Here is a 24735-nt window from a genome sequence, read left to right as displayed (position 1 = left end):
CGACACCGCTCACAAACCACGGAGCGTTCACACCCAGGGCGGCTTCGAACAGCTTGCTGTGCATCATTTACCTTCTTGTCTACAGGAAAAACGAGACGATACCACCCACTCGAAATTCAAAAGAGGCTTTTTTCTTGTCCTTGAACTGGTAGATCGTGATGGCCGCATTCTTCAGATCGCCTCGCGCGTCGAAGGCGATCTTGCCGATCACGCCGTCGTACTGCGTCGCCGGCATCGCGGCGAGCACCTTCGCGCGCTCAGTCGAATTCGCTCGCTGCATGGCAGCGTAGATCACATGGACGGCGTCATAGGCGAACGGCGCATACGCATCGATCGGCACCTTGTAGCGCGCCGTATAACGGCGATCGAACTCCTGCCCTTTCGGCATCTTCGACAACGCGAGGCCCGCCTCGGAACATACGACGTTGCCAATTGCGTCGCCCGCCAGGCTCACCATCTTCTCCGTACACGCACCATCGCCGCCCAGCACGCTGGCCGTCATGCCCAGGTTCGCGGCCTGCTTTGCCAACGGCCCCGCCGTTGCATCCGAGCCGCCGTACATGATCACGTCGGGTCGCAAGCCCTTCACTTTCGTCAGAATGGCGCGAAAGTCGGTCGCCTTGTCATTGGTCGCTTCGCGCGCGACGATCACGCCACCGTTTGCTTTCGCTGCTTTCTCGAATTCGTCGGCCAGCCCCTGACCGTAAGCCGTCGAATCGTCGATCACGGCAATCCGCTTCGCATGCAACGAATTGAGCGCATAACGCGCGAGCGCCGGTCCCTGCAACGCATCCGTCGCAACGACGCGAAAGGTCGTCTTGTACCCTTGCTGCGTGAATGCGGGGTTCGTCGATCCCTGCGAAATCTGCACTACCTGCGCTTCGCTGTAGATGCGCGCCGCGGGAATCGACACACCCGAATTGATGTCGCCCACCACCGCCACGACGCCGTCGTCGACGAGCTTCTGTGCGACCTGCGTACCCGTGCGCGGGTCAGCTGCATCGTCCTGCGATTCGAGTTGCAGGCGCACCGGCTTGCCACCGATCACCGGATGCTGGCTGTTGATTTCGTCGACTGCAAGGCGCGCGGCATTCTCGCTGTCCTTGCCCATGTTGGCGAGCTGCCCGGTGAGCGGCGCCGCATGACCGATACGCACGACAGCGGCGGAAGCGTCGGCCGCATGCGCGGGCGCGTGAAGAGCGGCCAGCGCAACGACACCGGCCATCGAGCGGAAAATATGATTCACGGTCTGCCTCACTTCGGTAATGGTGATTGAAAGAACGCGATGTCGATTGCGCCGCGCCTGAAAGCCAGTATTCGCGTGCCGGAATTTCGCGTCCAACGACAAATTCTTTTCGCTGCCGATAAACAAACGTTATGGCTACGCCCGTGACGACCTGGTCTGCAGCAACGCTTCGACGCTGCGGGCTATCGAAAGGATCGCAGCGTCGGCGAGCGCCGGCCCGCAAATGGAAAGCCCCACCGGCAGTTCCCCGTTGTCATGACAGGGCAGCGTGAGCGCGCATCCATCCATGAAATTGACCACGGCGGTGTTGCGCAGCACCTTGATGTTGGTCGCGAAGAAAGCTTCATCGTCTTGCACGAGATCGGCGATCGGCGGCGGCACAATGGCGACCGTCGGCATCAGCCACGCATCGAATCGGGCGAGCCGCGTGCGCGCATCACGGACGAAGCGTTCTCGCGCCGCCAGCAGATCGATATAGTCGGCGGCGCTGCGCCCTTCTCCGACGCGCAGCCGCCTAAGCACGCGCGGATCGTAGGCATTGGCAGCTCGTGCGACGTGCCCGCGATGCCATGCCCAGGCTTGCGCTGCGGTGATGCCCGCCAACTGCAACGGGCCGCCGAGTTCATGCAGTTCGGGAAACGCGAAGCGCTCGACAGATGCCCCGGCACGCTGCAACATGCTGATCGTGCGATTAAAGGCGGTGCTCACGGTCTCATCGAGATCGTCTGCTACGTAGTCCAACGTGACACCGAAGCGCAGCCCCGCGAGCGCACGTGGCTCCATATCGAGCACCTGGCCGGACAGAATGCCATCGACGAGCGCACAACAATCGACGCTGCGCGCGATCGGCCCGATCGAATCGAGCGATGTGGACAACGGCACTGTGCCGTCGAGCGGCACGCGTCGCGCAGTCGGCTTGAAGCCCACCAGCCCGCAAAAGGCGGCCGGAATGCGGATCGAACCGCCCGTGTCGGTACCGAGCGCCGCGACGACATGTCCGAGCGCCACCGAAGTTGCCGCGCCGGAACTCGACCCGCCTGCCAGACGGCTCTCGTCGAAGGGATTCAGGGGTGTTCCGAAATGCGGATTCAGACCAAGACCCGAGAACCCAAACTCGCTCATGTTTGTGCGGCCGACGAACACGGCGCCTGCTTCGCGCAAACGCGCGATTGCCGCGGCGTCGCGAACCGCGGGCTCGGCGTCGCACAAGACCCGCGAACCGGCCGTCGTCACCTGGCCCTTGACGTCGAACAGGTCTTTCACGGAAACCGGGACGCCAGCCAGTGCGGACGGAACGTAACCCCGGTCGCGGAACGCATCGCTTGCCGACGCGGCATCGCGCGCCGCGTTGCGGTCGATTCGCGTGTAGGTCGTTCCGCCGCGCGCGAGTTCGGCATCGATGGCGGCCAGGCTCGCGTCGAGCAACGCGCCCGCTGATACCGTTCTCGCCGCAAGCGCAGTAGCCGATTGACGGATGGTGTGCATCGGCCTCACTCCGTATGCGCGAGCGCAGCGACCGAATAGCGATGCCGAAGGGTGCGCCCGAGTACGGGATCATGCAATTCGAGTTCGTATGCACTAGCGGGCGTCAACTTGCCGAACACGGGCTGCGTGCCGCAGAAGAGCACCGTCTCCGGAACGATCGAAGTGGCGCCGAACGCGCGCCGGATCAGCGGCGCCGGGTGCATCAGTCGCGCAAGCGTCCCCTCCTGATAGCGCACGCGCTCGCCATTCGCATCAATGCGCCAGCTCCGCGCGACCAGCGCGTCCCAATGCGCGGCGACTTCCGCATAACGCCACAACGTCGCGCCAAGCGGCTTCGCGCACATCTGCTTCGATACGGCGACGTCATAGCTTTCAACCCTACGATCCGTATGATCGGAGCCGATACCGACCAGCAGGCCGTCCGTTTCCGTCTGAAACAACACGGCCTCCACTTCGCCCGACGACTGCTCGCCGATCACCTCGATGCGCTCCGCCGTCGTCAGCAAAGCGGGCGTGACCTCATAGAAGCAAGGCACAACAGACGGCCTGCGCACACCCAGCGCTTCAAGCTCGCGAATATGATGCTCGACCTCGTCGCTGTCCCGGCCCGCCCACCCCGCAATCACAAGCCGGTTCGCGTTCAACTGCACGGGCAGCCCGCCTTCTATTTCGCATGACAGTTTCTTCATCGCAACGTCCTTTGGTTTGCCAACCGGTTCGCCGATTCCCCGCTTCGGGACCGACTTTCGTTGCGAAGTTTTGGCGTACGGCGTGCCCTTGTCCAACAAATAAAAGTTGTCGGACAGGAGAAATTCTTCTTGTCACCTCGCGCCGGACGCAGCGCTACACTGAGCCATTCCGGCTTCCCGCGTCAGGGTTGTAAATGAATCTGCGATTTCTGGAGACCTTCGTGTGGCTCGCGCGCTTGCGCAGCTTTCGCTTGACGGCAGAGCGGCTGCACGCGACACAGGCGGCCATTTCCAGCCGGATTTCAGCGCTGGAGCAAGAACTGGGTGTACGGCTCTTCGAGCGCGGGCCGAAGGAGGCGACACTCACCCAGGACGGCACCAAGGCGCTGCCGTTCGCCGAGCAGATGCTGAAGCTGAATCAGGCGATGCTGGCAAGCGTCGGCGATCGTTCGAAGGTGTCGGGCCTGCTTCGGCTCGATGCGATCGAGTCGATCGTTCATACGTGGTTGCCCGATCTTCTCAAGCGCATCCGGGAGGAATATCCGAATCTCGTGATCGAATTGACGAGCGACACGTCGGCCAATCTCTCCGCACAACTCACCAACGGCCACATCGACGTGTCGTTTCAAACCACGAGCGTCACCGGCTCGGATATGGCCAACGTTGCGCTCGGCAGCCTGCCCATGCGCTGGATGGCCAGCCCCGCGCTCAATCTGTCCGCGCAGGCGCTGACCGAAGCCGAACTGGCTGCATACCCGGTGATCAGCTTCGCGCGCCATTCGCCGCCGCACGAGTTCCTGACGGGACTGTTCACCGCCAGCGGAGAAGTGCAGGTGCAGATCAATTGCCTGTCGTCGGTTGCGGCGATCATCCGGCTGGTAATCGACGGATTCGGCGTGGCCGTACTGCCGCCCGCATTCGTGATGCGCGAACTCGCAGCCGGGCAATTGCAGTTACTGCAGGTCGCGCATCGGGTTCCTGCGCTGCCGCTCGTCGCGGCGTTCCGGCGCACGCCCGACAGCCTGCTTCCCGAATCCATCACGCGGCTCGCGCTGAACGTCGTGCTCGATTTCAGCCTGAAGCATGGGTCCGAATTCGCCCTGTTCCCGCCGACCGACGACGCCATCGTGCGCACCTGACCCAGCCACCCCTCAAAACGCATTCCGACATGACGCTCCCACTTTCCATTCCCATCGAACCGCTTGACGCGCGACGCTGCGAACCTTATGGCTGGATGCTGGGCAAGCCCGCTTCCACCGACGGCAGTGCGCCGTCGTTTGCCAGCCCCGCATCGGACTTCTGGCGCGAGCATCTGTTCGACACCAGCGCCCCTGGCGAAACGGAGGTTCTCTGGGTCATCTACCGCAATCGCGAGGAAACCGTTGCTTCACTCGAATCGCATCGGCTGACGCAGCAAGCTATCGTGCCGCTGACGGCGCCTGTCATCCATATCGTCGCCAGCGCGTTGGAAAACGGCGAACCGGACCTGGACACGTTGCGTGCGTTCGAGATTCCCGTCGGCAAGGGCCTGTGCATGCGACCGACCATCTGGCATGCGACCCGCGCGACAGAACAGGAAGCCACCTGCCTGATGTTGACGCGCCCATCAACGACTTATGACCTCGTCGTGCATCTGAAGACGGGCGCACCTGCGTGCGAAAGTGCAATTCGCACTATCGCCCCTGCTCGACTCCGGAAATTGAGAGTAATGGAATCTCAGAGGGCCCAGGGCGGGGCAGATTAGAAATTCTAGTTAGACATCGACTCGCCCGTGCGACCATGCACGCTTGTCGTCGTCCTTATCGGTGACTCACTGTTTGCTGTGCGGTCGTCTGGCCAGCGGTTACTCCGAGTAATTGGCGTACCAAACGGGCCAGTAGGCGAACGCGCTCGATCTCATCACTGGGCTGGCCCCCGATCCGACATGAAATGAAGGGGCGGATAGCTCTGACTATCCGCCCGTTCGATTGCTGACCTCTGCTGTTGGTCTTATGGCACCCCCCGGAAGCACTAGTTTGGCAGCCAGACAGCAACTCATTGATTTAAAGACAATAGCTTTTGGGGACAGGTCTAAAGGCCGCGCGCAGTCTCGATCGTTCTAACCGGAAATTTGCGCGGAAAACAAAGTCATCTCAACTGCAGTGCGCGAGTGCGTGCCGGGGCTGGCCCAGGCAGCAACCACTCGCGCACACGCGCCTAGGCGCCGATCTGGCGGTCGTCCATGTCGCGGACTGCATAACGCCGGTGGCATGGGATGGTGTCCAAAGCCCGCGATTTGTAGTAACATGCCTACATTGATGCTTGTTCTGGAGATTCATCGTGACCATCACCACACTCTCAAGCCGCGAGCTCAATCAGGACGTCACCAAGGCCAAGAAGGCGACGAAAGACGGTCCCGTGTTCATTACTGATCGGGGCAAGCCGGCCCATGTGCTGTTGAGCTTTGACGAGTACCAGCGCCTCACGCAGCAGCACCGCAATATCGCTGACGCACTCGCCATGCCTGGGGTCGAGGACATCGAATTCGACCCGCCGCGCGTGGACGTCACGATTCGGAAGGTTGATTTCTAATGATGTTCGTTCTCGATACTAACGTTGTCTCTGAACTGCGGAAGGTGCGGGCGGGCAAAGCGGATCCCAATGTGGCCGCTTGGAGCGCGACCGTTGACGCGCCAGCGCTCTTTGTTTCAGCCATCACGATCATGGAGCTGGAAACCGGTGTGCTGCAGATCGAGCGCCGCGATCCGGCCCAGGGTGCGCTACTCCGGGCGTGGCTTGACGGGCATGTCCTGCCCGAATTCACGGGGCGCGTACTGCCCATCGACACTGCGGTCGTGCTGCGTTGTGCGCGGCTGCATGTGCCGGATCGGCGCTCGGAACGGGACGCCCTCATTGCCGCGACCGCACTCGTGCACGGCATGACGGTCGTGACGCGCAATGTGGCCGACTTCGTCGAAACGGGCGTCACGATCCTGAACCCGTGGGATTGAGGCAGGACTTTGCGGATCGGGGTCCATTTGATTTTGGTGCAATCTACAGGAGTAGGATGGCCTAGCTGCGACAAGACATACTGGTCAGCCCCTTAAATAATATATTTATGAATCAAAGGGTTGCTGATTGGCTTTCACGCTGGCGGCGCATCGCCGTCGACCGGAGGTCCGCATCGCAGGCAAAGCGCCAGTCACCATCGTCGCAGCACAGTCGTCGCCCTCCGCCGTAGATCTGGATGATGGACGGTGCGGGACATGCGGGGAGCCAGGGCTGCCCGCGAATTCGACTCTTTCTCGCAACCCAGCCAACGACGGTTAGCGACCGCGCGCGGTGTGCAACGCGGCGTAATCGGGCGAGTCGAACTGAATGCGCGCCGGTCCGGCGTCAGCAGCCGGTGCCGGATTTCGGCTTATTCGCGGTCCAGTGCCGAGATTGCGGCTCTCAACGCCAGCAGATAGCTTTGGATACCGAAGCCGCATATCTGCCCGCTGACTATCTCCGCAAAGACGGAGTGATGCCGGAACGGCTCGCGCGCATGGATGTTGGACATATGCAGTTCGACAATTGGACACGTAAGAATGGCCAGTGCGTCACGGATGCCGTAGCTGTAGTGCGTCCACGCCCCCGCGTTGATCAGCACCGCATCCAGGTGCTCTTCGAATGCGCGATGAATGCGTTCGCACATCGACGCCTCGCTGTTCGTCTGGAACGATTCCACCTGCGCGCCCAGCTCCGCCGCCAGCCCTTGCAGCCGCGCATCGATCTCCGCGAGCTTGATCGTCCCGTATTGCGCCGGATCGCGCTTGCCGAACATGTTGTGATTGATGCCGTGCAGCATCAGGATCTTCTTCATCTGGATCTCCATCGCGCGTTCAGTCAAACGGCACGGCAAGCCGATCAATCACCGAGCTGGTTTCGGGACGTACGCCACGCCACCAGGCGAACGCTTCGGCCGCCTGCTCGACCAACATGCCGACGCCATCCGCGATCCCGTGCACCCCCGCATTTTTCGCGAGTCGGAGAAATGGCGTCAGGCGCTTGCCGTAAGCGAGCTCATAGGCAGTGCCGTCCGGGCTGAACACGCTCGGCGGGACGGGCGGCAGGTCACCGGTCAGGCTGGCCGACGTCGCATTGACCACCAAGTCGAAACGTCCCATCCGAGCCAAGTCCGCGTAGCTGCTGGCAACGAGCGAACCGCGTCCGGCAACCTGCGCGGCCAATGCGCACGCCTTGTCTACGTCACGATTCGCGATGACCATCTCGGCCGGTACGGCTTCGAGGAAAGGCAGCAGTGCACCGCGGGCGGCGCCGCCCGCACCGAGCAGCAGCACGCGCTTGCCGGCCATCCGGAGGCCGAGGTTGACTTCGATATCGCGGACCAGTCCGATCCCGTCAAAGTTGTCGGCCAGAATGCGGCCGCTTTCGAACTTGAGCGCGTTAGCCGCTCCCGCCAGTTCCGCGCGCTCGCTTCGTTCGTCCGACATCGCGAACGCTTCGAGCTTGAACGGGGCGGTAATGTTGATGCCCTTGCCACCGCTCGCTGCGAATGCCCGAACCACGCCGGCAAAGGCGCCCTCCGGCTCGACCGGTCCCTCGATGGCCGTATAGCTCATGTCCTGCCGCGTTTCTTGCGCGAATAGACCGTGAATCAGCGGAGATTTCGTGTGTCCGATCGGATTGCCGATCACCGCGTACTGGTCAGTCATCGTTGGCTCGCTTTTGAATAGAGGACGCCATCGGCCTGCATCGCGTCGATTTCGGCCGGATCGAATCCGAGTGAATGCGCGACTTCGGCGTTGTGCTGCCCGAGATCGGGTGCGACGTCTCGAATCGTCGTATCGCAATCGGAGAACCGGAACGGAAGGTTAGGCAGGCGCAGCGCCCCATAGCGCGGATGCTGCTGCTCGACGACCATGCCTCTAGCCTGGATCTGCGGATCGGCCAGCACCTCGTCGATGCGCTGCACCTTCGCGCATGGAACGTCGACGTGATCCAGCAGTTCGAGTACCGACGCGACGGAACGGGCCGCCACCCACGGCTCGACCACCGATAGAATCTCCGAGCGGTGCGCGTTGCGTCCGACGCTGTCGTGAAATCGCGTGTCGGCGCCGAAGCCCGGCGGACCGCCATGCGCTTCGATCAGCGTAGCGAAGCGTTTCCACGCGTCGTCGACTTGCGCGGCGATCACGAGATCGCCGTCTGCTGCGCGGAACACGCCATAGAGCGTCGAGGTCGGCATGTCGTGCCCGGTCTGCTCTGGCAGCACGCCTTGAAGCGTGTAGCACTGCACCGCATATTCGTGCATCGACACCAGCGTGTCGTATAGCGCCATGTCGATGTGCTGCCCACGACCGCTCGTCACACGCCCCAGCAGCGCGGCGTTGATGGCCGCGACCGCATGAATGCCGGTGTACAGGTCGCCCAGCGAGATGCGCAGCAGCGGTGGCCGCTCGCCCGGCGTGCCGACCATCTGCATGATGCCGCTCTTGGCCTCGGCGATCAGCCCGAAGCCCGCGCGATGCGCATCGGGACCGGTGTGTCCGTACGCCGAAATCGAGCAGTAGACGAGGCCCGGATTGCGCGCCGACAATTCGGCATAACCCAGCCCAAGTTTGTCCAGCGCGCCCGGTCGGTAGTTCTCGATGAACACGTCCGCCGAGTCGCACAGTCGCTGCATGAATGCCTTGCCACGCGCTTCCTTCATGTTGACGCTCACGCCGCGCTTGCCCATGTTGAGCTGCAGGAAATAACCGCTTTGCTGATCGTCGAGCACGGTCGCGTGCTGGCGTCCGGCGTCGCCGGTGCCGGGGCGCTCGACCTTGATCACTTCGGCGCCGAGTGCCGCGAGGCACCGCCCGACATAGGGGCCGGCGAGGAAATGGCTGTAGTCGACGACGCGAATGCCTTCGAGGGGACGGGCCTGCATCAGAACGCTCCCGGACGGCGCGGCACCATCAGGCGATGTTCGCCGCGTTGAACGACCTGGCCGTCCTGATTGATCAGCGCCGACGGAAGCACGACAATGCCCCAGCCCGGGCGGCTCTTGCTCGCCCGCATCGAGCCGACGCGGAACATCACATGCAGCACGTCGTTGACCTTGATGGGCAGCAGGAAATCCCACGTCCAGCCGAGCGACATGCCCGGCAGAAAGCGATAGTCGCTCTGCGTCTTCAGGCCATCGGCGATCGACAGGCCGAACAACCCGTGCGCGACGAGGCAGCCGAAGTGGCTGGCGTTCGCGTAGTCCTCGTCTACATGGACGGGCGTATGGTCGCCGGTGAGATCAGCGTAGGCGAGAATACGCTCCTTCGTCACCGTGTAATTCGGACTCACGCATTCGTCGCCCTCACGGGCGTCGTCCCAGTATTTTTCGACGATCGTCATGGTCACGCCTCCGCGCGCGGGTTGATCGCCAGCGCCTGCGCGACGCAGGAGGCGGGTTTGGCTTGAATCAGTTCGACGGCAAGACCGTCCGGCAGGCGAAGCCAGTTGTGCCCCTGCGGCATTTCCGCCACGCCGAATCGTCGTGCCGCGGCCAGCGCGGCCTCGAGGTCTTCGCACATCACGCCCAGATGGGCGAGCCGGCCTTCCGGGCCGTCATGTTCCGGCGCGTGGATGAACTGCAGGCCGCCGAGCGTCCAGTACTGCCGGGGAGCGTCGAGCGTGCCGTCCACTTCGCGCAGCGTCATGCCAAGGACCACTTCGAAGAAGCGGATGTGCCAATGGATGTCCTTCACCCGGATGGCAACGTGTTCCAGATAGGCTTTGGGGGTATTCACGCGGCGGCCTCCTCGCGCTGACGATCGGCCATCGCGCGCTCGATCCCCTTGATGCAGGCGACGAGCGTCGCATTGACCGGGGTCGGCACGCCGTAGCGCTGTCCCCAGCGCACGACCGAACCGTTGATGAAGTCGATCTCGGTGATTGAGCCTTTCTCCAGGCTTTGCAGCATCGAGGTCTTGAAGGCAGTGGGCAGGCCCTCGGCGGCGAGCGTCCAGGCTTGTTCGGGATCGGTCATCGACAGCTTCACGCCGGCCGCTTGTGCGGCTGCGATCGCCTCGGCCACGGCCGCGAGCGATGTTGCCTTCAGCAGCGGCTCGTCGTAGAGCTGCCCATAGGTCAGACCGGTGACGCCGGTCAGCGCGCCCGTCGCGACGTTTACCAGCAGCTTGTCCCACATCGTGCCGACGATATTGGCGCTGACCGTCGTGGCAAGGCCGGCGGTATTGAACGCGTCGGCGATCGCCTGTATACGCGGCGTGATGCCGCCGTCGAGCTCGCCGATATAGGTGCGCTTGCCAACCACGCCGGACTCGATGTGACCCGCCCCACGCAGCACGCCGCCGACGTAGGTTTTGCCAGCGAGCACGCGCTCGCGGCCAACGACGTCGGCCAGGATGTCCTCGTGTCCGAGGCCGTTCTGCAGCGATAGCACGAGCGTATCCGGCCCCACCAGCGCTTGCGCGCCGCGAATGGCCGCCTCGGTGTGGAACGACTTGACCAGCACGACCACCAGATCGGCCGCGCCGACTTCAGTCGCTTGCGTTGTCGCATGAACGAGCACATGGCGGGAGCCGTCAGCGTCATCGACCCGCAGGCCGTCGCGACGCATCGCATCGACGTGCGCGGGCGAGCGGTCGATCAGCCAGGTCTCGTGACCGCCTTCGGTGAGGGTGGCACCGATCGCGCAGCCCAGTGCGCCCGCACCCAGAATCGCAATTTTCAATGGCTTCTCCTTGACGTGTAGCCGTACGATAGGAGTCGCCGCTCATGCCGGCAATGCAATGTCTACAATGGCGCTATTGCGAGCGACAATAACGCCATGGTTCCCGCCAATCTGCCCGACTTGAAGCTGCTCCAGCTCTTCGACCTTCTGTACGACATGCGCAGCGTCACGCGCGTGGCCGAGCAACTCGGCCAGAGCCAGCCGACGATCAGTATCTGGCTCGGGCACTTGCGGGAATACCTTCACGATCCGCTATTCATTCGAACGCCTGGTGGCATGGCGCCGACACCTCAGGCCGACGCACTCATCGGGCCGTGCCGGGAAATCCTCGAGTCTTTGCGGCGCTTCGCTGCGTGGGAGATTGCGTTTGATCCGGCGACGGCCCAGCGGCGGTTTCGTATCTGCATGACCGACGCGAGCCACATCACACTGCTTCCGCGACTGCTGGCCCATGTCCGCGCGCAGGCGCCCGGCGTCCGCCTGGACGCTGCGCGGATCGACGGCAACACGGAACGCGCGCTCGAATCCGGCGAAGCCGATCTCGCGACAGGCTATGTGCCGTGGCTCGGTGGTGGCATTTATCAGCAGAAGCTGTACGACCAGGACTGGGTGTGCCTGGCCAATCGGCATCACCCTAGGGTCTGTTTACATACGGAACGCACATGCGTTGCCACGAGAACGGCCGCTCGCGAGGCGCGCGACGCAGCGAATACTGGACGTATCGCCAAGGAGCGCAACGCGGCGAGCGGCCGTTCTCGTGGCAACCCCAAATTGAAAAACCATTCCACGGGAATGCCCGAAATCGCCCGTATGGCCGCGTCGCTCGTCGCTTGTTTGGCTCGGCCAAACGGCGCTCCTCGCTTCTTGCCCTACGAGCGATTTCGGGCATTCGCATGTGCGTTCCGTATGTAAACAGACCCTAGAGTTCGTGGTCGTCTCGGGGGGAAGCAGTATCGTTCGGAGGGCCACGTCGCCATTACGGCCGGCACGGGGGCGCAGCTCCTCGAGCAGGCTCTGATGCGGGAGCGCATCGAGCGCGATGTGGTGCTGGAATTGCCGGGATTCCTGGGCTTGGGGGCAATCATCCAGAGCACCGACCTGATCACGACACTGCCCCGTCATATCGGCGAGACGCTGGCTCAGACCAATGATCTGACGGTTCATGCATGCCCGATCCAGGTCGACGGGTTTGCGGTACGGCAGCACTGGCACGCACGATATCACCATGAGGCGGGCAACCGTTGGCTGCGTGGCCTTGTGATTCAATTATTCGGTGCTTCCCGCTGACCGGCAGCCCATGGCGTCCGAACCAAGCTGAGTCTCGAGTGATTTCCGTAGAAAGAAGTGATTCTTAACGAGCGGACGTCCGCTCGAACATCGGCAGCTGTCGTTGGCAAGGGCGGATGCGCGTCGATCCAGCGGTGCAACGTCTCCGGTGCCGTCATGCACGACGCTCATGCGGCGCATGAAAACTAATCGATTGTTGGTACCCCGGATCGACGCCGACAATCCGCGTCATGCCCCTCGTTCGCGGTACGGGCCACTCACCCTCCCTATCGGCACACCACGATCCATGAACCATTCAGCCACCGTCTCCTCCATCGCCGGGGCCCGCAAGGCCACGGCGGCCCCCTGCCATGCTCGCCCCCGTACATGCGGCGAAGCGCTCGTCGACCTCCTCGAACGCCACGGTGTCGAATGCGTGTTCGGCATTCCCGGCGTGCATACCGTCGAGCTCTATCGCGGCCTCGCTGAATCGTCGATCCGCCATGTGACGCCGCGCCACGAACAGGGGGCCGGATTCATGGCCGACGGCTATGCACGCGTCACGGGCCGCCCAGGTGTCTGCTTCATCATCACCGGGCCGGGGATGACCAATATCGCGACCGCGATGGCACAGGCCTACGCGGATTCGATCCCGATGCTGGTGATCTCGAGCGTCAACGCGCGACGCGAACTCGGCAGCGGCGACGGCCGCCTGCACGAGCTGCCGTCACAGCGCGACGTGTTCGCGGGACTCACCGCGTTCTCGCACACGCTGCTCGACGCGGCCGACCTGCCGCAGGTTCTCGCGCGCGCATTCGCGGTCTTCGCAAGCGCGCGGCCGCGGCCCGTCCATATCGAGATTCCGCTCGACGTAATCGTGATGCCGGCGCCCACGCTGTCCGACGCCCCGCCCGCGTCGCCTGCGCGACCCGCGCCGGATGCGAACGCACTCGCGGCGGCCGCCGACCTGCTCGCGCACGCGCGCCGCCCGCTGATCCTGGCAGGCGGCGGCGCCATTCACGCGGCCGCGGAATTGCGCGAACTCGCCGAACGCCTGCACGCGCCTGTCGCGCTGACGATCAACGCGAAGGGGCTGCTGCCGGCCGGCCACCCGTTGCTGATCGGCTCGACACAGTCGCTGCCGGCCACGCGTGCGGCGATCCGCGACGCCGACGTGGTGCTCGCCGTCGGCACCGAGCTTGGCGAAACCGATTACGACGTCTCGTTCGACGGCGGCTTCGCGATCGACGGCCGGTTGATCCGCATCGACATCGACGCGCAACAGCTGATGCGCAACGCCCGCGCCGAGATCGCCATCGCCGGGGACTCGCGGCTGGCGCTCGGCGCGTTGTCGACCCGCCTGCACGAAACGCCGGCACCGACACCCGAGGCCGGCTGGGGCGCGCTGCGGGTGACCGCCGTGCGCGCCGCGATCGCGTCAGGCCATGACGGCGCCGCGCGAGCGCAGGCGCTGCTGATCGATACGATCGTCGCAACCCTGCCCTGCGCGGTCATCGCAGGCGATTCGACGAGCCCCGTCTACGTCGGCAATTTCACCCACGATGCGCCGGCGCCGCGCAGCTGGTTCAACTCGTCGACAGGCTACGGCACGCTCGGCTACGGGCTGCCGGCCGCGATCGGTGCAAAGCTCGCCGCGCCCGCGCGCCCGGTCGTGTGCCTGATCGGCGACGGCGGCCTGCAGTTCACGTTGCCGGAGCTCGCGAGCGCGGTCGAGGCCCGCCTGCCGGTGATCGTGATCGTCTGGAACAACCGCGGCTATGGCGAGATTCGCAAATACATGGTTGCACGCGACATCACGCCGATCGGCGTCGATCCGTATACGCCCGATTTCCAGGCGCTCGCACGCGGCTTCGGCTGCGCGGCGCACGCGGCCGCGACACCCGGCGCGCTGGCCGCCGCGCTGCGCGACGCCGCAGCGCGCGCCATTCCGACCGTGATCGAAATCGACGAGGCAACCTGGTTCGGTCAGGTGCAGCGATGAGCACGACACCCGATCTCGCGTTCGATCCGCCGCTGCACACACGCCACTTCATCGACGGTACGTGGCGCACGAGCGTCGACGGCGCGACGTTGCCCGTCGTCGATCCGTCGACGGAAGCCGTTCTCGCCAACGTCAGCGCAGGTGGCGAGGCGGAGGTCGAGCGCGCCGTGCAAGCCGCATCGCGCGCATTTCCCGGCTGGAAACGCACGACGGGTGCCACGCGCGGGGCCCTGCTCCGCGCGATCGCGCGCGGCGTCGACGCGCGCCGCACGCGGCTCGCCACACTGCAATCGCTCAACAATGGCAAGCCGTTCGCCGAAGCCGGGATCGACGTCGCAGACGTGATCGCCACCTTCGACTACTACGCGAGCCTCGCGGACCGCCTCGACACGGACGGCGAAGTCGAGATCGCGCTGCCCGACGCAGACCATCGCGCGTGGATCCGGCGAGAACCGGCCGGCGTCGCCGCGCTGATCGTGCCGTGGAATTTCCCGATGGTGACGACTGCGTGGAAGCTCGCGCCGGCGCTCGCGGCCGGCTGCACCGTCGTGTTGAAGCCGTCCGAGATCACGCCGCTGCCCGAACTCGAACTCGCCGCGATCGCCGCCGAAGCGGGCCTGCCGCCCGGCGTGCTGAACGTCGTGACCGGCACCGGCTACGACGTCGGCGCCCGGCTGTGCGCGCACCCGCTGGTCGCGAAGGTGTCGTTTACCGGCAGCACCGCCGTCGGCGCACAGGTCATGAAGACGGCCGCGGACACGATCAAGGGCGTGGGCCTCGAACTCGGCGGCAAGTCGTCGATTGTCGTGTTCGACGACGCCGACCCCGATCAGGCGGTCGAACTCATTACGGGCGGCGGTCTGTTCAACGCCGGGCAGATGTGTTCGGCGACCTCGCGCGTGCTCGTCGCCGCGCCGCTTGCCGACGACCTGATCGCGCGCCTCGCGCGGCGAATCGACGCGACCGTCGTCGGCCCGCCGTTCGCGCCCGGCGTGCAGATGGGCCCGCTGACGAATCGCGCGCAATACGAACGCGTGAAGCGTCACATCGCGCAGGGGCAGGCCGACGGCGCGCGGCTCGTGACGGGCGGCAATGCGCTCGACGGCCCCGGCTACTTCGTCCGGCCCGCGCTGTTCACCGACGTGCCGGCCGGCAGCGCGCTATGGTGTGAAGAAATTTTCGGACCGGTGCTGTGCGTCCGCACATTCGACACCGAGGACGATGCAATTGCGGCTGCCAACGATACCGAATACGGGCTCGTCGCAACCGTCGTGACGTGCGACAAGGCACGCGCCAGGCGGGTTGCCGACGCGCTCGAGGCCGGCGTCGTGTGGATCAACACGCCGCAACTGATCTATCCGCAAACCTCATGGGGCGGCTACAAGCGCAGCAGCATCGGGCGCGAGCTCGGCCAGTTCGGGCTGGCCGCGTTCCAGGAGATCAAGCAGGTCATGATGCCGGCCGGCTGAGGCCGCCGGCCCATGCGTTTATGTCATGCCGCGCATGCGGATATTTCGTTTGTTGCGGAAATTTGACCTCCCTACAGTTCATCCACACCCCACGCCGCAGTTCGGCGACCGGCATCGAACCACACGGCATCGTTCATCAGGAGACGGCCATGCAACACTTCAAGGCGGGAAGAAGGCAGGTGATCAAAACCCTCGGCACGGCGCTCGCTGCATCCGCCCTTCCGATGCCGTTCATCAGTACTGCGAAAGCACAGTCGAGCAGTTTCGCTGGCAAGACCCTGCGCCTGCTCACGTGGTCTGACGATACCGGCGCGGCCGCGCTGCGCAACATCGCGGAAAGCTTCAGCAAGCAGACCGGCGCGCGCGTGATCGCCGATCGCGCGGACGGCACGTCGGGGATGGTCGCGAAGGTCAAGGCCGCGGGCGAGCGGCCGACCTACGACGTCATCACGCTCGCCGGCGTCGGCGCGGCCGGTCTCGCGGATGCAGGCCTGCTCGCGAAGCCGGACCTGAACCGGCTGCCGAACCTGAAGGACGTCGCGCCGCAATACCGCACGGGCGCGAACGGCTTCGGCATCGGCTACCTGCTGTGGTCGGACGGGCTGATCTACAACACGGCGACCGTGAAGAGCGCACCGTCGAGCTACGAGGCGCTGTGGGATCCGAAGTATGCGGGCCGCCTGTTCCTGCCGCCGCCCGAGTGGGCCGAAGCGGTCGACCTCGCGATCATCGCGGCGAAGCTGGCTGGCGGTTCGCAGCAGAACATCGATCCGGGATTCAGGAAGCTCGCGCAACTGAAGGACCGCGTGATGACCCTCGGCGAAAACCCGAACCAGGTCGCCGACCTGTTCCGCACGGGCTCGCTCGACATCGGCGGCATCTATTCGCCCGCGTTCTTCCCGGACCAGATCCGCAAGCCCGACTACAAGATGGGCGTGACGTACGGGATGAAGGAAGGCTTCGCGACGCAGCTGATGTTCACCGTGATTCCGAAGGCGCACCCGGGCGACCTCGACCTGATCCACGCGTTCATCAATCATTCGCTCGACGCCGACGTGCAGGGCCGGATGGCGGCCGATGTCCTGAACGGCCCCGTGAACGCGAAGGCCGTGATTCCCGCGGCAAGCCGCGCGTTCGTGCCGTCGCCGCAGCAGATCGCGGAGAAAGCCGTGCTGCATGACGACAAGGCGCTCGCGGCAGTCCAGCCGGCATGGATCAAGCGCTACACCGGTCTCTTCTCGGCGTAACGACATGGCCTCCCTGTCCTCCCCCCGAGACGCCGCGCCGGCCGTCGCCGGCACGGCCGGCGCGGACGCCGGGCCAGCACTGCCCGGCGTGCCGCCCTGGCTGCTGCTCGCGCCGATCCTCGCGTTCCTCGCGGTGCTTGCCGCCGCGACGCTCACGGTGTTGCGAATGAGCGTCGGCGTGTCCGGTGACGAATGGCGGACCTTCACGCTGCAGAACTACCTCGACCTCGCGGACCCGTACTTCACGACGTCGTTGTGGCTCACGCTGCGCCTCGCGTTCCAGAGCATGGTGTGTGCGGTACTGCTCGCGATCCCGGTGGCGCTCGCGATGGCGCGGACCGAATCGCGGCTCGCGCGCCGGTTGCTGCTCGCCGGCGTCCTGTTGCCGCTGCTCGTGAACCTGCTGCTGCAAGGCTATGGCTGGCTCGTGATGCTCGGCCCTGCCGGGTTGCTCAACCGCGGGCTGCTGGCCACCGGTGTGATCGGGCGACCGCTGCAGTTGCTGTACCGTGAGCACGGCGTGCTGCTCGGACTGATCCAGACCGCGTTTCCGCTCGCCGTGCTGCCGCTGTCGAGCGCGCTGCGCGCGGTGTCCCGCGCGTACGACGAAGCCGCCGCGACGCTCGGCGCGAGCCGATGGCAGACGCTGCGGCACGTGACGTTGCCGCTCGCGATGCCCGGCCTCGTCTCCGGCGCGCTGCTCGTGTTCGCGTACAACGCCAGCGCGTTTGCGGTGCCGCTGCTGCTCGGCGGCCGACGCGTGCCGATGCTCGCGGTGCTCGTGCACGACCAGGTCGCACCGCTGCTCAACTGGCCCGCCGCCTCGGCATCGGGCGTCGTGCTGATGGGCGCGACGCTCGTCGTGATGGCGGTTTCGCAGCGCCTCGTGCGCACCCTGCAACGTGCCGACGAGGTGGCCCGATGAATGCCCTGCTCCTGCGCGCGCCCATGCCCGGCCGACTCGGACGCGCGACCGGCGTGCTCGCGACGCTCGTACTGTTCGTCGCCGCGCTGCCGATACTGACGATGATCACGATGTCGTTCGGCGCATCGGGCACGCTCGAATTCCCGCCGCGCGAATTCAGCCTGCACTGGTATCGCGCCGCATGGCAGACGTTCGTGTCGTCCGATGCGGGCAGCGCGCAATCGATGGGCGCGGCGTTGACGACGAGCCTCGTCGTCGCGGTCGCGACGATGCTGATCGCGACCGCCGTGTCGGTACCCGCGGCCTACGCGCTGTCCCGCTACCGCTTCCGCGGCAAGGCGCTCGTCGAGCAGCTCGTCGCGTTGCCGATCGTCTATCCGCTCGTGATGCTCGGCCTCGCGCTGCTGATCGTGTTCAACGCGCTGCCGGTCGAACTCGGCATCGTGCGGCTCGTGGTCGCCCACGTGATCCTGACGCTGCCGTTCACGGTGAAGAACTGCGCGGCCTCGGTCGCGTCGATCGGCCCCGACTTCGAGGAAGCCGCGTGCCTGATGGGCGCGAGCCCGCGCCGCGCGCTCGCCGACGTCGTGCTGCCGCTGATGCGGCCCGGCATCCTCGCCGGGATGCTGTTCGCGTTCATCGTGTCGTTCAACGAATTCACCGTGACGTTCTTTCTGTACAGCATCGACACGATGACCCTGCCGGTCTGGCTCTACAGCCGCACCGTTTCGTCGCTCGACCCGACCGTGTTCTGCTTCGCCGTGTTCACGGTCGCGATCGATTTCGCACTGATCTGGATGCTCGAAAAACTCGTCGGCGACAAGGGTGTCGCGCTCTGACGCGCGCACCGCCCCGCCCTCGCCCGTGCAAGGAACCCTCATGACCCAGCTCATCCTCCAGAACGTGACGAAGCGCTTCCATCAAGCGTATGCGGTCGATCACGTCGATCTGTCGGTACCGGACGGCAAGCTCGTCTGCTTTCTCGGCCCGTCCGGCTGCGGCAAGACCACGCTGATGCGGATCATTGCCGGTCTCGAAACGCCGACCTCCGGCACCCTGACGTTCGCCGGCCGCGACCTCACGCACGTGCCCGCCAACCGGCGCGACTTCGGCATGGTGTTCCAGTCGCTCGCGCTGTTTCCGCACATGACGGTCGCGCAGAACATCGCGTACCCGCTGCGGCTGCGCAAGACGGACAAGGCCGCGCAGGCGCGGCGCGTCGCCGAGCTGCTCGAGCTGATCCAGCTTCCCCACATGGCCGACCGGCTCGTCACGCAACTGTCGGGCGGACAGCGCCAGCGCGTCGCGATTGCGCGTGCGATCGCGTCGTCGCCGCGCCTGCTGCTGCTCGACGAGCCGTTGTCGGCGCTCGACGCGAAGCTGCGCGAGGCGATGCAGGTCGAGATCCGGCTGCTCCAGCAACGGCTCGGCATCACGACGATCATGGTCACGCACGACCAGCGCGAAGCGATGACGATGGCCGACGAGATCGTCGTGATGGAGAAAGGCCGGATCCAGCAGGTCGGCCGGCCGCTCGACATCTATCGCGATCCGGTCAACGAGTTCGTCGCCGACTTCATCGGCCTCGGCAACATCCTGCCGGTCGCGTGCGACGGCGACGACGCGATCGTCCTGCCGGGCGGGCAGCGTCTCGCGATCCGGCGCGCGCCGGACACGCCACGCGCGACCGACGCCGTGCGCCTGCTGATTCGTCCCGAGGACGTCTGCGTGCGTCCGGGCCAGCCGGCTGCGGCGCCGAACACGCTGGCCGGCACGATCACGTTCGTGCGCGACGTCGGCGCGTCGATCGAAGCGACGATCGACTGCCGGGGCTTCACGCTGACGGCCGCGACGACGCCGCGCGAGACGCCCGACCTCCACGTCGGCATGCCGGTACTCGCGGAACTGCCCGCTCATGCCTGCAAGCTCATCGCCGCCCGCGGCGCCTGATTCCTTTTCCTTTCTCCCGCGCAGTCCAGCTCAGCAACGAGGATCTCACCATGAACGCAACGTCCCAAGCCACCCGTCACGTGCAGCGTCTGCTCGCCCGTACCGCCCTCCTCTGCGCCTGTGCCGGCACCGCGGGCCTTGCCGCGTTCGCGCCGCTCGCGCACGCCGACGCGCTCGACACGATCGCGAAATCCGGCGTCGTGCGCATCGGCGTGTTCGAGGACTACCCGCCGTTCGGCTCGATCGGCCCCGACATGAAGCCGCAAGGCTACGACATCGACATTGCGAACCTGATCGGCAAGGCGCTCAACGCGAAAGTCGAACTCGTGCAGGTCACCGGCGACAACCGGATGGCCTATCTCGCCGACCGCAAGGCCGACATGCTGCTGTCGGTCGGACAGACGCCGGAACGCGCGAAGGTGATCGACTTCTCGAACGCGTATGCACCGTACTACCTCGCGGTGTTCGGCCCGAAATCGCTGGCCGTGAAGGGCAACGCCGATCTCGCCGGCAAATCGGTCGCGGTCGCGCGCGGCACGCTCGAGGATCTGAGCGTCAGCAAGGTCGCGCCGCCGAGCGCGACGATCAAGCGCTTCGACGACCCGAACGGTGCGATTGCCGCCTTCCTGTCGGGACAGGCGCAACTGCTCGTCGTCGGCAACGACGTCGGCGCAACGATCATCGCGCGCCATCCGTCGATCGATCCGGAGCAGAAGTTCTCGCTGTTCAGCTCGCCTGATCACGTCGGCCTGAACAAGAACGAGCCGCGCCTGATGCAGAAGGTCAACGACGCGATCGCCGGCGCAAAGAAGAGCGGCACGCTGAATACGTTGTCGCAGAAGTGGCTGCACGCGGCCCTGCCGGCCGACCTGTGATGCGCACCGCCCCCGCCCCGCATTCACGACGAAAGGCATCGCGATGACCTACGTGTTCGACTTCAGCGATTTCGGCCTCTACGCCGGCATGCTCGCGCGCGGCATCGGCGTGACGCTCGGCCTCACCGCGGCCGCCACCGTGCTCGGCGGGCTGATCGGCACCGCCGGTGCGTGGATCGCGCTCGCCGGCCCGCGCTGGACACGCGCGCTCGTCGCGGCCTACGTCGAGCTGATCCGCAATACGCCGTTCCTGGTCCAGCTGTTCTTCATCTTCTTCGGGCTGCCCGGGATCGGCGTACACATCGACGAAGCGCAGGCGGCCGTGCTGGCGATGACGGTCAACCTGGGCGCGTACGCGGTCGAGATCCTGCGCGCCGGCATCGAATCGGTGCCGCACGGGCAGGTGCAGGCGGCGCGCGCGCTCGGGCTGCACGGCCGGCAGGTGTTCGGTCACGTCGTGCTGCCGCAGGCGCTCGCGAACGTGTACCCCGCGCTGCTCGGGCAGGTGCTGATCGTGATGCTCGGCTCCGCGGTCGTCTCGCAGATCTCGGTGCCCGACCTCACCTATGCGGCGAACTTCATCCAGTCGCGCAATTTCCGGGCGTTCGAGATCTACATCGTCGTGACCGCGATCTACCTGCTGCTGTCGATCGCGCTGCGCATGCTGCTCAATCGCATCGGCCGGCGGCTGTTCTCGGGCCGCGCACCGCGCGGCGCGACTGCCGTGCCGCGGCGTGCCCGGGTTGCCCGCTTCACGTGTCGCGCCCGCTCCCCTGAAACCCGCCTTCCCACGGAACGCGCACGATGATCGAATTCACCTTCCAGGATATTGCATGGAACCTGCTGCTCGCCGCGCGCTGGACCGTGTTGCTGTCGCTGATCACGTTCGTCGGCGGCAGCGTCGCCGGGTTCGCGCTGCTGGCGATGCGCCTCTCGGCGTCGGCAGCGCTGCGCCGCTTCGTGGTCCTTTACGTCGAGCTGTTTCAGGGCACGCCGTTGCTGATGCAGCTGTTCCTCGGCTTCTTCGGACTGCCGCTCGTCGGTATCGACGTGACGCCATGGGTCGCCGCGTCGGTCGTGCTGACGCTGAACGCCAGCGCCTATCTGGCCGACATCTGGCGCGGCTGCGTCGACGCGGTACCGCGCGGCCAGTGGAACGCGGCGGCGAGCCTCGGCATGACGTGGATTCAGCAGCTGCGCTACGTGGTGTGGCCGCAGGCGTGGAAGATCGCGCTGCCGCCGACCGTCGGCTTCCTCGTGCAGGCGGTGAAGAGCACCGCGCTCACGTCGATCATTGGTCTGACCGAACTGACCAAGACCGGCAACATCATCACCAACGCGGTATTCAAGCCGTTTCCGATCTATGCGATGGTCGCGCTGCTCTACTTCGCGATGTGCTTCCCGCTGACGTGGTATGCCCGCGTGCTCGAGCGTCGCTATCGCGTCGCGAAGGCACGCTGAACCGGCGCCACGCGCGCTTCATTACGATCCAGGGACTTCCATGATTTCCATCAGCAACGTTTCGAAGTGGTACGGTCAGTTTCAGGTCCTCGCCGATTGCACGACCGAGGTCAGGAAAGGTGAGGTGGTCGTCGTCTGCGGGCCGTCGGGCTCGGGCAAGTCGACGCTGATCAAGACCGTAAACGGCCTCGAGCCGTTCCAGCAGGGCGGGATCCTCGTGAACGGCCAGTCGGTCGGCGACAGGAAGACGAACCTGTCGAAGCTGCGCTCGAAGGTCGGGATGGTGTTCCAGCATTTCGAGCTGTTCCCGCACCTGTCGATCACCGAGAACCTGACGCTCGCGCAGATCAAGGTGCTCGGCCGCGGCAAGGACGAGGCGACCGAGAAAGGCATGAAGCTGCTCGATCGCGTCGGCCTGAAGGCACATGCGCACAAGTTCCCGGGTCAGCTCTCGGGCGGCCAGCAGCAGCGAGTCGCGATCGCGCGCGCGCTGTCGATGGACCCGACCGCAATGCTGTTCGACGAACCGACGTCGGCGCTCGATCCGGAGATGATCAACGAAGTGCTCGACGTGATGGTCGAGCTCGCTCAGGAAGGGATGACGATGATGGTCGTCACGCACGAGATGGGCTTCGCGAAGAAGGTCGCGCATCGCGTGATCTTCATGGACAAGGGCGCGATCGTCGAGGACGACCGCAAGGACGATTTCTTCTCGAATCCGAAGTCGGATCGCGCGAGGGATTTCCTCGCGAAAATCCTGCACTGAGCGATGCCCCACGGCCGCCATTTCCAGAACCTGCCGTCCCGATGAAACGACTTCCTTCCCTCAACGCGCTGCAGATCTTCGACATCGTCGCCCGTCACGGCAGCTTCACGCGCGCCGCCGAGCACCTGTGCCTGACCCAGGGGGCCGTGAGCCGGCAAATCCTCGCGCTCGAGAGCTTCTATCAGTTTGCGCTGTTCAAGCGCACGCCCAAGGGACTGACGCTGACGGTCGAAGGCGAACTCCTGCTCCCGACGGTGCGCGAAAGCTTCGCGCGCATCGAGGAGGTATCGATGCGCCTGTCGCGCAGGCGCACCGAGCTCGCGCTCAAGGTGCCGACCTGCATGATGCAGTGGATGCTGCCGCGAATCATGCGGTTCCAGGCCGAACATCCCGAACTCCAGGTGCAGATCACGACGACCTGGGATCATCATGTCGATTTCCGCATGGAACCGTTCGACGCCGCGGTGATCTACGCTGCCGGCTCCGGCCCCGACATGCATGCGATTCCCTTGTTCGAAGAACGGCTCACGCCGGTCTGTGCCCCGAGCCTGCCGGACCGGCAGCCGCTCGCGAGACTCGACGACCTGGCCGGCCATACGCTGCTGCATCCGACTCGCGATCATCGGGACTGGAAGCGGTGGCTCGACCATGCGGGCGCGCCGCACGTCGACTCGACGCGAGGTTTGAGCTTCGAAACGCTGGATCTTGCGACGCACGCGGCAATCGACGGTTACGGCGTCGCGATCGGCGACCGGACGCTCGCGGACGAAAGCGTGGCGGCGCACCGGCTGGTGATGCCGTTCGACATATCGATGCCGACGGGGATGGGCTATTACTTCGTGTATCCGGACGGTGCCGAACAGCAGCAGAAGATCCAGCTGTTCGGCGACTGGATCGCGGACAAGCGCGCGTGAGGTGCCGTCAAGCCGCGAGGCCCGCCGACGCAGCATCCTGGACATCTTGATTGAACCGGGTTATGCAGTTCAGATCGAGCGTGCGGGTCTGCTCGGACATGAAGTCGACAAGCATCCTTATGCGCGTCGGAAGGGGTTGCCGACTCAGATAGCAGATGTAGTGGCCGCGATCTTCCAGCACATGTTTCGCCAGCGACACGACTAGCTCATTCGACGCGAGATGGTCGCGGAACGGGTAACCCGCCATATGCGCAATGCCCGATCCGTTCAGCACCGCCAGATCCCGGTCATTGAACGGGAGACGCGACGTCGGAAGGTACTTTTGCATGCGGCCGTCGACATTGAACTCCCATTCGAACAGGCGACCGCTGGCAAAGCGGTAATTGTGCACTCGTGCCGGCACAGGTCTTCGAGACCTTGCAGGAGTCCCGGGCCTCGCCACTTACGACGGCGACGCGCAGATCGCCATCTGCATCAGAAACAGTTGCCTGGCAATGATGCTGGAGTCCTCGATGCGCCCGTTGTGTAATGACAATTGACCGAATCATGACCATCGCGAATGTCGTGACATGGTGACGTGGCGCGAAGGCATCCTTAGAGATGGAATCAAAAAGACCCCGTTGGGGGCTGTTAACCTTTTCGGCAAGCTGTTAACCTTGGCCATCTGAGCAACTGGAACCAAGGATGGGCGCGCCGATTGTTGATGACGAACTGTGGGCACTG

25 protein-coding genes and 2 pseudogenes are annotated in these 24735 nt (G+C 65.0%); 17 read left to right on the top strand and 10 right to left on the bottom strand.

Going from position 1 to position 24735, the window contains the following annotated elements; genetic code table 11:
• Positions 1–79 precede the first annotated feature (79 nt).
• The 3 genes from DID96_RS34870 to DID96_RS34860 form a co-directional block, all read right to left on the bottom strand.
• Positions 80–1225: a branched-chain amino acid ABC transporter substrate-binding protein gene (locus DID96_RS34870; RefSeq protein ID WP_260464135.1), complete on the bottom strand. Its 1146-nt coding sequence runs from the start codon at positions 1223–1225 to the stop codon at positions 80–82.
• 156 nt (positions 1226–1381) lie between these two features.
• Positions 1382–2731 carry an amidase gene (locus DID96_RS34865; RefSeq protein WP_124603732.1) on the bottom strand — a complete coding sequence of 450 codons (1350 nt, stop codon included), beginning with the start codon at positions 2729–2731 and terminating at the stop codon, positions 1382–1384.
• A gap of 5 nt (positions 2732–2736) precedes the next feature.
• Positions 2737–3420 carry a DUF2848 domain-containing protein gene (locus tag DID96_RS34860; RefSeq protein ID WP_124603734.1) on the bottom strand — a complete coding sequence of 228 codons (684 nt, stop codon included), beginning with the start codon at positions 3418–3420 and terminating at the stop codon, positions 2737–2739.
• A 194-nt stretch (positions 3421–3614) separates the two neighbouring features.
• On the opposite strand from DID96_RS34860, the gene DID96_RS34855 reads away from it, so the two are divergent.
• The 4 genes from DID96_RS34855 (at position 3615) to DID96_RS34840 (ending at position 6410) form a co-directional block, all read left to right on the top strand.
• Positions 3615–4559 carry a LysR family transcriptional regulator gene (locus DID96_RS34855; protein WP_124603731.1) on the top strand — a complete coding sequence of 315 codons (945 nt, stop codon included), beginning with the start codon at positions 3615–3617 and terminating at the stop codon, positions 4557–4559.
• A 29-nt stretch (positions 4560–4588) separates the two neighbouring features.
• A complete protein-coding gene (locus DID96_RS34850) occupies positions 4589–5164 on the top strand; it encodes an ureidoglycolate lyase (protein ID WP_124603730.1) in 576 nt (191 codons plus the stop codon).
• 575 nt (positions 5165–5739) lie between these two features.
• Complete coding sequence (locus tag DID96_RS34845) at positions 5740–5991, top strand: type II toxin-antitoxin system Phd/YefM family antitoxin (RefSeq protein WP_124603729.1); 252 nt, start codon at positions 5740–5742, stop codon at positions 5989–5991.
• Entirely contained in the window at positions 5991–6410 is a 420-nt protein-coding gene (locus tag DID96_RS34840; RefSeq protein WP_185732463.1) for a type II toxin-antitoxin system VapC family toxin, read from the top strand. Before DID96_RS34845 ends, DID96_RS34840 begins: the two co-directional genes overlap by 1 nt.
• Before the next feature lie 410 nt (positions 6411–6820).
• Here the strand turns inward: DID96_RS34840 and aroQ are convergent, their stop codons facing one another.
• The 6 genes from aroQ to DID96_RS34810 are packed head-to-tail and all read right to left on the bottom strand — an operon-like array spanning position 6821 to position 11137.
• A complete protein-coding gene (gene aroQ, locus DID96_RS34835) occupies positions 6821–7264 on the bottom strand; it encodes a type II 3-dehydroquinate dehydratase (protein ID WP_124603728.1) in 444 nt (147 codons plus the stop codon).
• Positions 7265–7283: 19 nt separating this feature from the next.
• Positions 7284–8117, bottom strand: coding sequence for a shikimate dehydrogenase (gene aroE / locus DID96_RS34830; protein ID WP_124603727.1), 834 nt, complete (start codon positions 8115–8117; stop codon positions 7284–7286).
• Positions 8114–9337 carry a CaiB/BaiF CoA-transferase family protein gene (locus DID96_RS34825; RefSeq protein WP_124603726.1) on the bottom strand — a complete coding sequence of 408 codons (1224 nt, stop codon included), beginning with the start codon at positions 9335–9337 and terminating at the stop codon, positions 8114–8116. Before DID96_RS34825 ends, aroE begins: the two co-directional genes overlap by 4 nt.
• Positions 9337–9795 (bottom strand): MaoC family dehydratase, encoded by a 459-nt coding sequence (locus DID96_RS34820; RefSeq protein WP_124603725.1) that lies wholly within the window; start codon positions 9793–9795, stop codon positions 9337–9339. The genes DID96_RS34825 and DID96_RS34820 overlap by 1 nt, the downstream gene beginning before the upstream one ends.
• A gap of 2 nt (positions 9796–9797) precedes the next feature.
• A complete protein-coding gene (locus tag DID96_RS34815; protein WP_124603724.1) occupies positions 9798–10190 on the bottom strand; it encodes a VOC family protein in 393 nt (130 codons plus the stop codon).
• Entirely contained in the window at positions 10187–11137 is a 951-nt protein-coding gene (locus DID96_RS34810; RefSeq protein WP_124603723.1) for a ketopantoate reductase family protein, read from the bottom strand. The genes DID96_RS34815 and DID96_RS34810 overlap by 4 nt, the downstream gene beginning before the upstream one ends.
• Positions 11138–11233: 96 nt before the next feature.
• Between DID96_RS34810 and DID96_RS34805 the strand changes: the two are divergent.
• From DID96_RS34805 to DID96_RS34745, 13 genes and pseudogenes are all read left to right on the top strand, one after another.
• Positions 11234–11770 (top strand): annotated as a pseudogene (locus DID96_RS34805) (LysR family transcriptional regulator); the annotation flags it as partial.
• 285 nt (positions 11771–12055) lie between these two features.
• A pseudogene (locus DID96_RS34800) lies at positions 12056–12424 on the top strand (LysR family transcriptional regulator); the annotation flags it as partial.
• 286 nt (positions 12425–12710) lie between these two features.
• Positions 12711–14405, top strand: a complete 1695-nt coding sequence (locus DID96_RS34795) for a 5-guanidino-2-oxopentanoate decarboxylase (RefSeq protein ID WP_124603722.1) — start codon at positions 12711–12713, stop codon at positions 14403–14405.
• Positions 14402–15874, top strand: a complete 1473-nt coding sequence (locus DID96_RS34790; protein WP_124603721.1) for an aldehyde dehydrogenase family protein — start codon at positions 14402–14404, stop codon at positions 15872–15874. Before DID96_RS34795 ends, DID96_RS34790 begins: the two co-directional genes overlap by 4 nt.
• A 149-nt stretch (positions 15875–16023) precedes the next feature.
• Complete coding sequence (locus DID96_RS34785) at positions 16024–17121, top strand: PotD/PotF family extracellular solute-binding protein (protein ID WP_124603720.1); 1098 nt, start codon at positions 16024–16026, stop codon at positions 17119–17121.
• Positions 17122–17125: 4 nt separating this feature from the next.
• A complete protein-coding gene (locus DID96_RS34780; RefSeq protein ID WP_409333841.1) occupies positions 17126–18046 on the top strand; it encodes an ABC transporter permease in 921 nt (306 codons plus the stop codon).
• A complete protein-coding gene (locus DID96_RS34775) occupies positions 18043–18885 on the top strand; it encodes an ABC transporter permease (protein ID WP_124603718.1) in 843 nt (280 codons plus the stop codon). The genes DID96_RS34780 and DID96_RS34775 overlap by 4 nt, the downstream gene beginning before the upstream one ends.
• A 40-nt stretch (positions 18886–18925) precedes the next feature.
• Positions 18926–19996, top strand: coding sequence for an ABC transporter ATP-binding protein (locus DID96_RS34770; RefSeq protein ID WP_124603717.1), 1071 nt, complete (start codon positions 18926–18928; stop codon positions 19994–19996).
• A gap of 50 nt (positions 19997–20046) precedes the next feature.
• Positions 20047–20871 (top strand): transporter substrate-binding domain-containing protein, encoded by an 825-nt coding sequence (locus tag DID96_RS34765; RefSeq protein ID WP_124603716.1) that lies wholly within the window; start codon positions 20047–20049, stop codon positions 20869–20871.
• A gap of 43 nt (positions 20872–20914) precedes the next feature.
• Positions 20915–21679, top strand: coding sequence for an amino acid ABC transporter permease (locus DID96_RS34760; RefSeq protein WP_124603715.1), 765 nt, complete (start codon positions 20915–20917; stop codon positions 21677–21679).
• The gene (locus DID96_RS34755; protein WP_124603714.1) at positions 21676–22332 is read left to right on the top strand and encodes an amino acid ABC transporter permease; all 657 of its coding nucleotides are present in this window, start codon (positions 21676–21678) and stop codon (positions 22330–22332) included. Before DID96_RS34760 ends, DID96_RS34755 begins: the two co-directional genes overlap by 4 nt.
• Before the next feature lie 40 nt (positions 22333–22372).
• Positions 22373–23098, top strand: a complete 726-nt coding sequence (locus DID96_RS34750) for an amino acid ABC transporter ATP-binding protein (protein ID WP_124603713.1) — start codon at positions 22373–22375, stop codon at positions 23096–23098.
• Positions 23099–23139: 41 nt separating this feature from the next.
• Entirely contained in the window at positions 23140–24012 is an 873-nt protein-coding gene (locus DID96_RS34745; RefSeq protein ID WP_124603712.1) for a LysR substrate-binding domain-containing protein, read from the top strand.
• A gap of 7 nt (positions 24013–24019) precedes the next feature.
• Here DID96_RS34745 and DID96_RS34740 read toward each other — a convergent pair whose 3' ends face one another.
• The gene (locus DID96_RS34740; protein ID WP_260464134.1) at positions 24020–24454 is read right to left on the bottom strand and encodes a LysR substrate-binding domain-containing protein; all 435 of its coding nucleotides are present in this window, start codon (positions 24452–24454) and stop codon (positions 24020–24022) included.
• Positions 24455–24735: the final 281 nt, after the last annotated feature.

It is taken from the genome of Burkholderia sp. Bp8963 (genome assembly GCF_003854275.1).
Taxonomy (GTDB): domain Bacteria; phylum Pseudomonadota; class Gammaproteobacteria; order Burkholderiales; family Burkholderiaceae; genus Burkholderia.
This window is presented reverse-complemented; position numbering and strand designations above follow the sequence as displayed.

Bases quoted from the DNA above. Each gene is read 5' to 3' on its own strand.
- DID96_RS34870 (WP_260464135.1), bottom strand. From the start codon at position 1,225: ATGGCCGGTGTCGTTGCGCTGGCCGCTCTTCACGCGCCCGCGCATGCG.
- DID96_RS34865 (WP_124603732.1), bottom strand. From the start codon at position 2,731: ATGCACACCATCCGTCAATCGGCTACTGCGCTTGCGGCGAGAACGGTA.
- DID96_RS34860 (WP_124603734.1), bottom strand. From the start codon at position 3,420: ATGAAGAAACTGTCATGCGAAATAGAAGGCGGGCTGCCCGTGCAGTTG.
- DID96_RS34855 (WP_124603731.1), top strand. From the start codon at position 3,615: ATGAATCTGCGATTTCTGGAGACCTTCGTGTGGCTCGCGCGCTTGCGC.
- DID96_RS34850 (WP_124603730.1), top strand. From the start codon at position 4,589: ATGACGCTCCCACTTTCCATTCCCATCGAACCGCTTGACGCGCGACGC.
- DID96_RS34840 (WP_185732463.1), top strand. From the start codon at position 5,991: ATGATGTTCGTTCTCGATACTAACGTTGTCTCTGAACTGCGGAAGGTG.
- aroQ (WP_124603728.1), bottom strand. From the start codon at position 7,264: ATGAAGAAGATCCTGATGCTGCACGGCATCAATCACAACATGTTCGGC.
- aroE (WP_124603727.1), bottom strand. From the start codon at position 8,117: ATGACTGACCAGTACGCGGTGATCGGCAATCCGATCGGACACACGAAA.
- DID96_RS34825 (WP_124603726.1), bottom strand. From the start codon at position 9,337: ATGCAGGCCCGTCCCCTCGAAGGCATTCGCGTCGTCGACTACAGCCAT.
- DID96_RS34820 (WP_124603725.1), bottom strand. From the start codon at position 9,795: ATGACGATCGTCGAAAAATACTGGGACGACGCCCGTGAGGGCGACGAA.
- DID96_RS34795 (WP_124603722.1), top strand. From the start codon at position 12,711: ATGAACCATTCAGCCACCGTCTCCTCCATCGCCGGGGCCCGCAAGGCC.
- DID96_RS34790 (WP_124603721.1), top strand. From the start codon at position 14,402: ATGAGCACGACACCCGATCTCGCGTTCGATCCGCCGCTGCACACACGC.
- DID96_RS34785 (WP_124603720.1), top strand. From the start codon at position 16,024: ATGCAACACTTCAAGGCGGGAAGAAGGCAGGTGATCAAAACCCTCGGC.
- DID96_RS34780 (WP_409333841.1), top strand. From the start codon at position 17,126: ATGGCCTCCCTGTCCTCCCCCCGAGACGCCGCGCCGGCCGTCGCCGGC.
- DID96_RS34775 (WP_124603718.1), top strand. From the start codon at position 18,043: ATGAATGCCCTGCTCCTGCGCGCGCCCATGCCCGGCCGACTCGGACGC.
- DID96_RS34770 (WP_124603717.1), top strand. From the start codon at position 18,926: ATGACCCAGCTCATCCTCCAGAACGTGACGAAGCGCTTCCATCAAGCG.
- DID96_RS34765 (WP_124603716.1), top strand. From the start codon at position 20,047: ATGAACGCAACGTCCCAAGCCACCCGTCACGTGCAGCGTCTGCTCGCC.
- DID96_RS34760 (WP_124603715.1), top strand. From the start codon at position 20,915: ATGACCTACGTGTTCGACTTCAGCGATTTCGGCCTCTACGCCGGCATG.
- DID96_RS34755 (WP_124603714.1), top strand. From the start codon at position 21,676: ATGATCGAATTCACCTTCCAGGATATTGCATGGAACCTGCTGCTCGCC.
- DID96_RS34750 (WP_124603713.1), top strand. From the start codon at position 22,373: ATGATTTCCATCAGCAACGTTTCGAAGTGGTACGGTCAGTTTCAGGTC.
- DID96_RS34745 (WP_124603712.1), top strand. From the start codon at position 23,140: ATGAAACGACTTCCTTCCCTCAACGCGCTGCAGATCTTCGACATCGTC.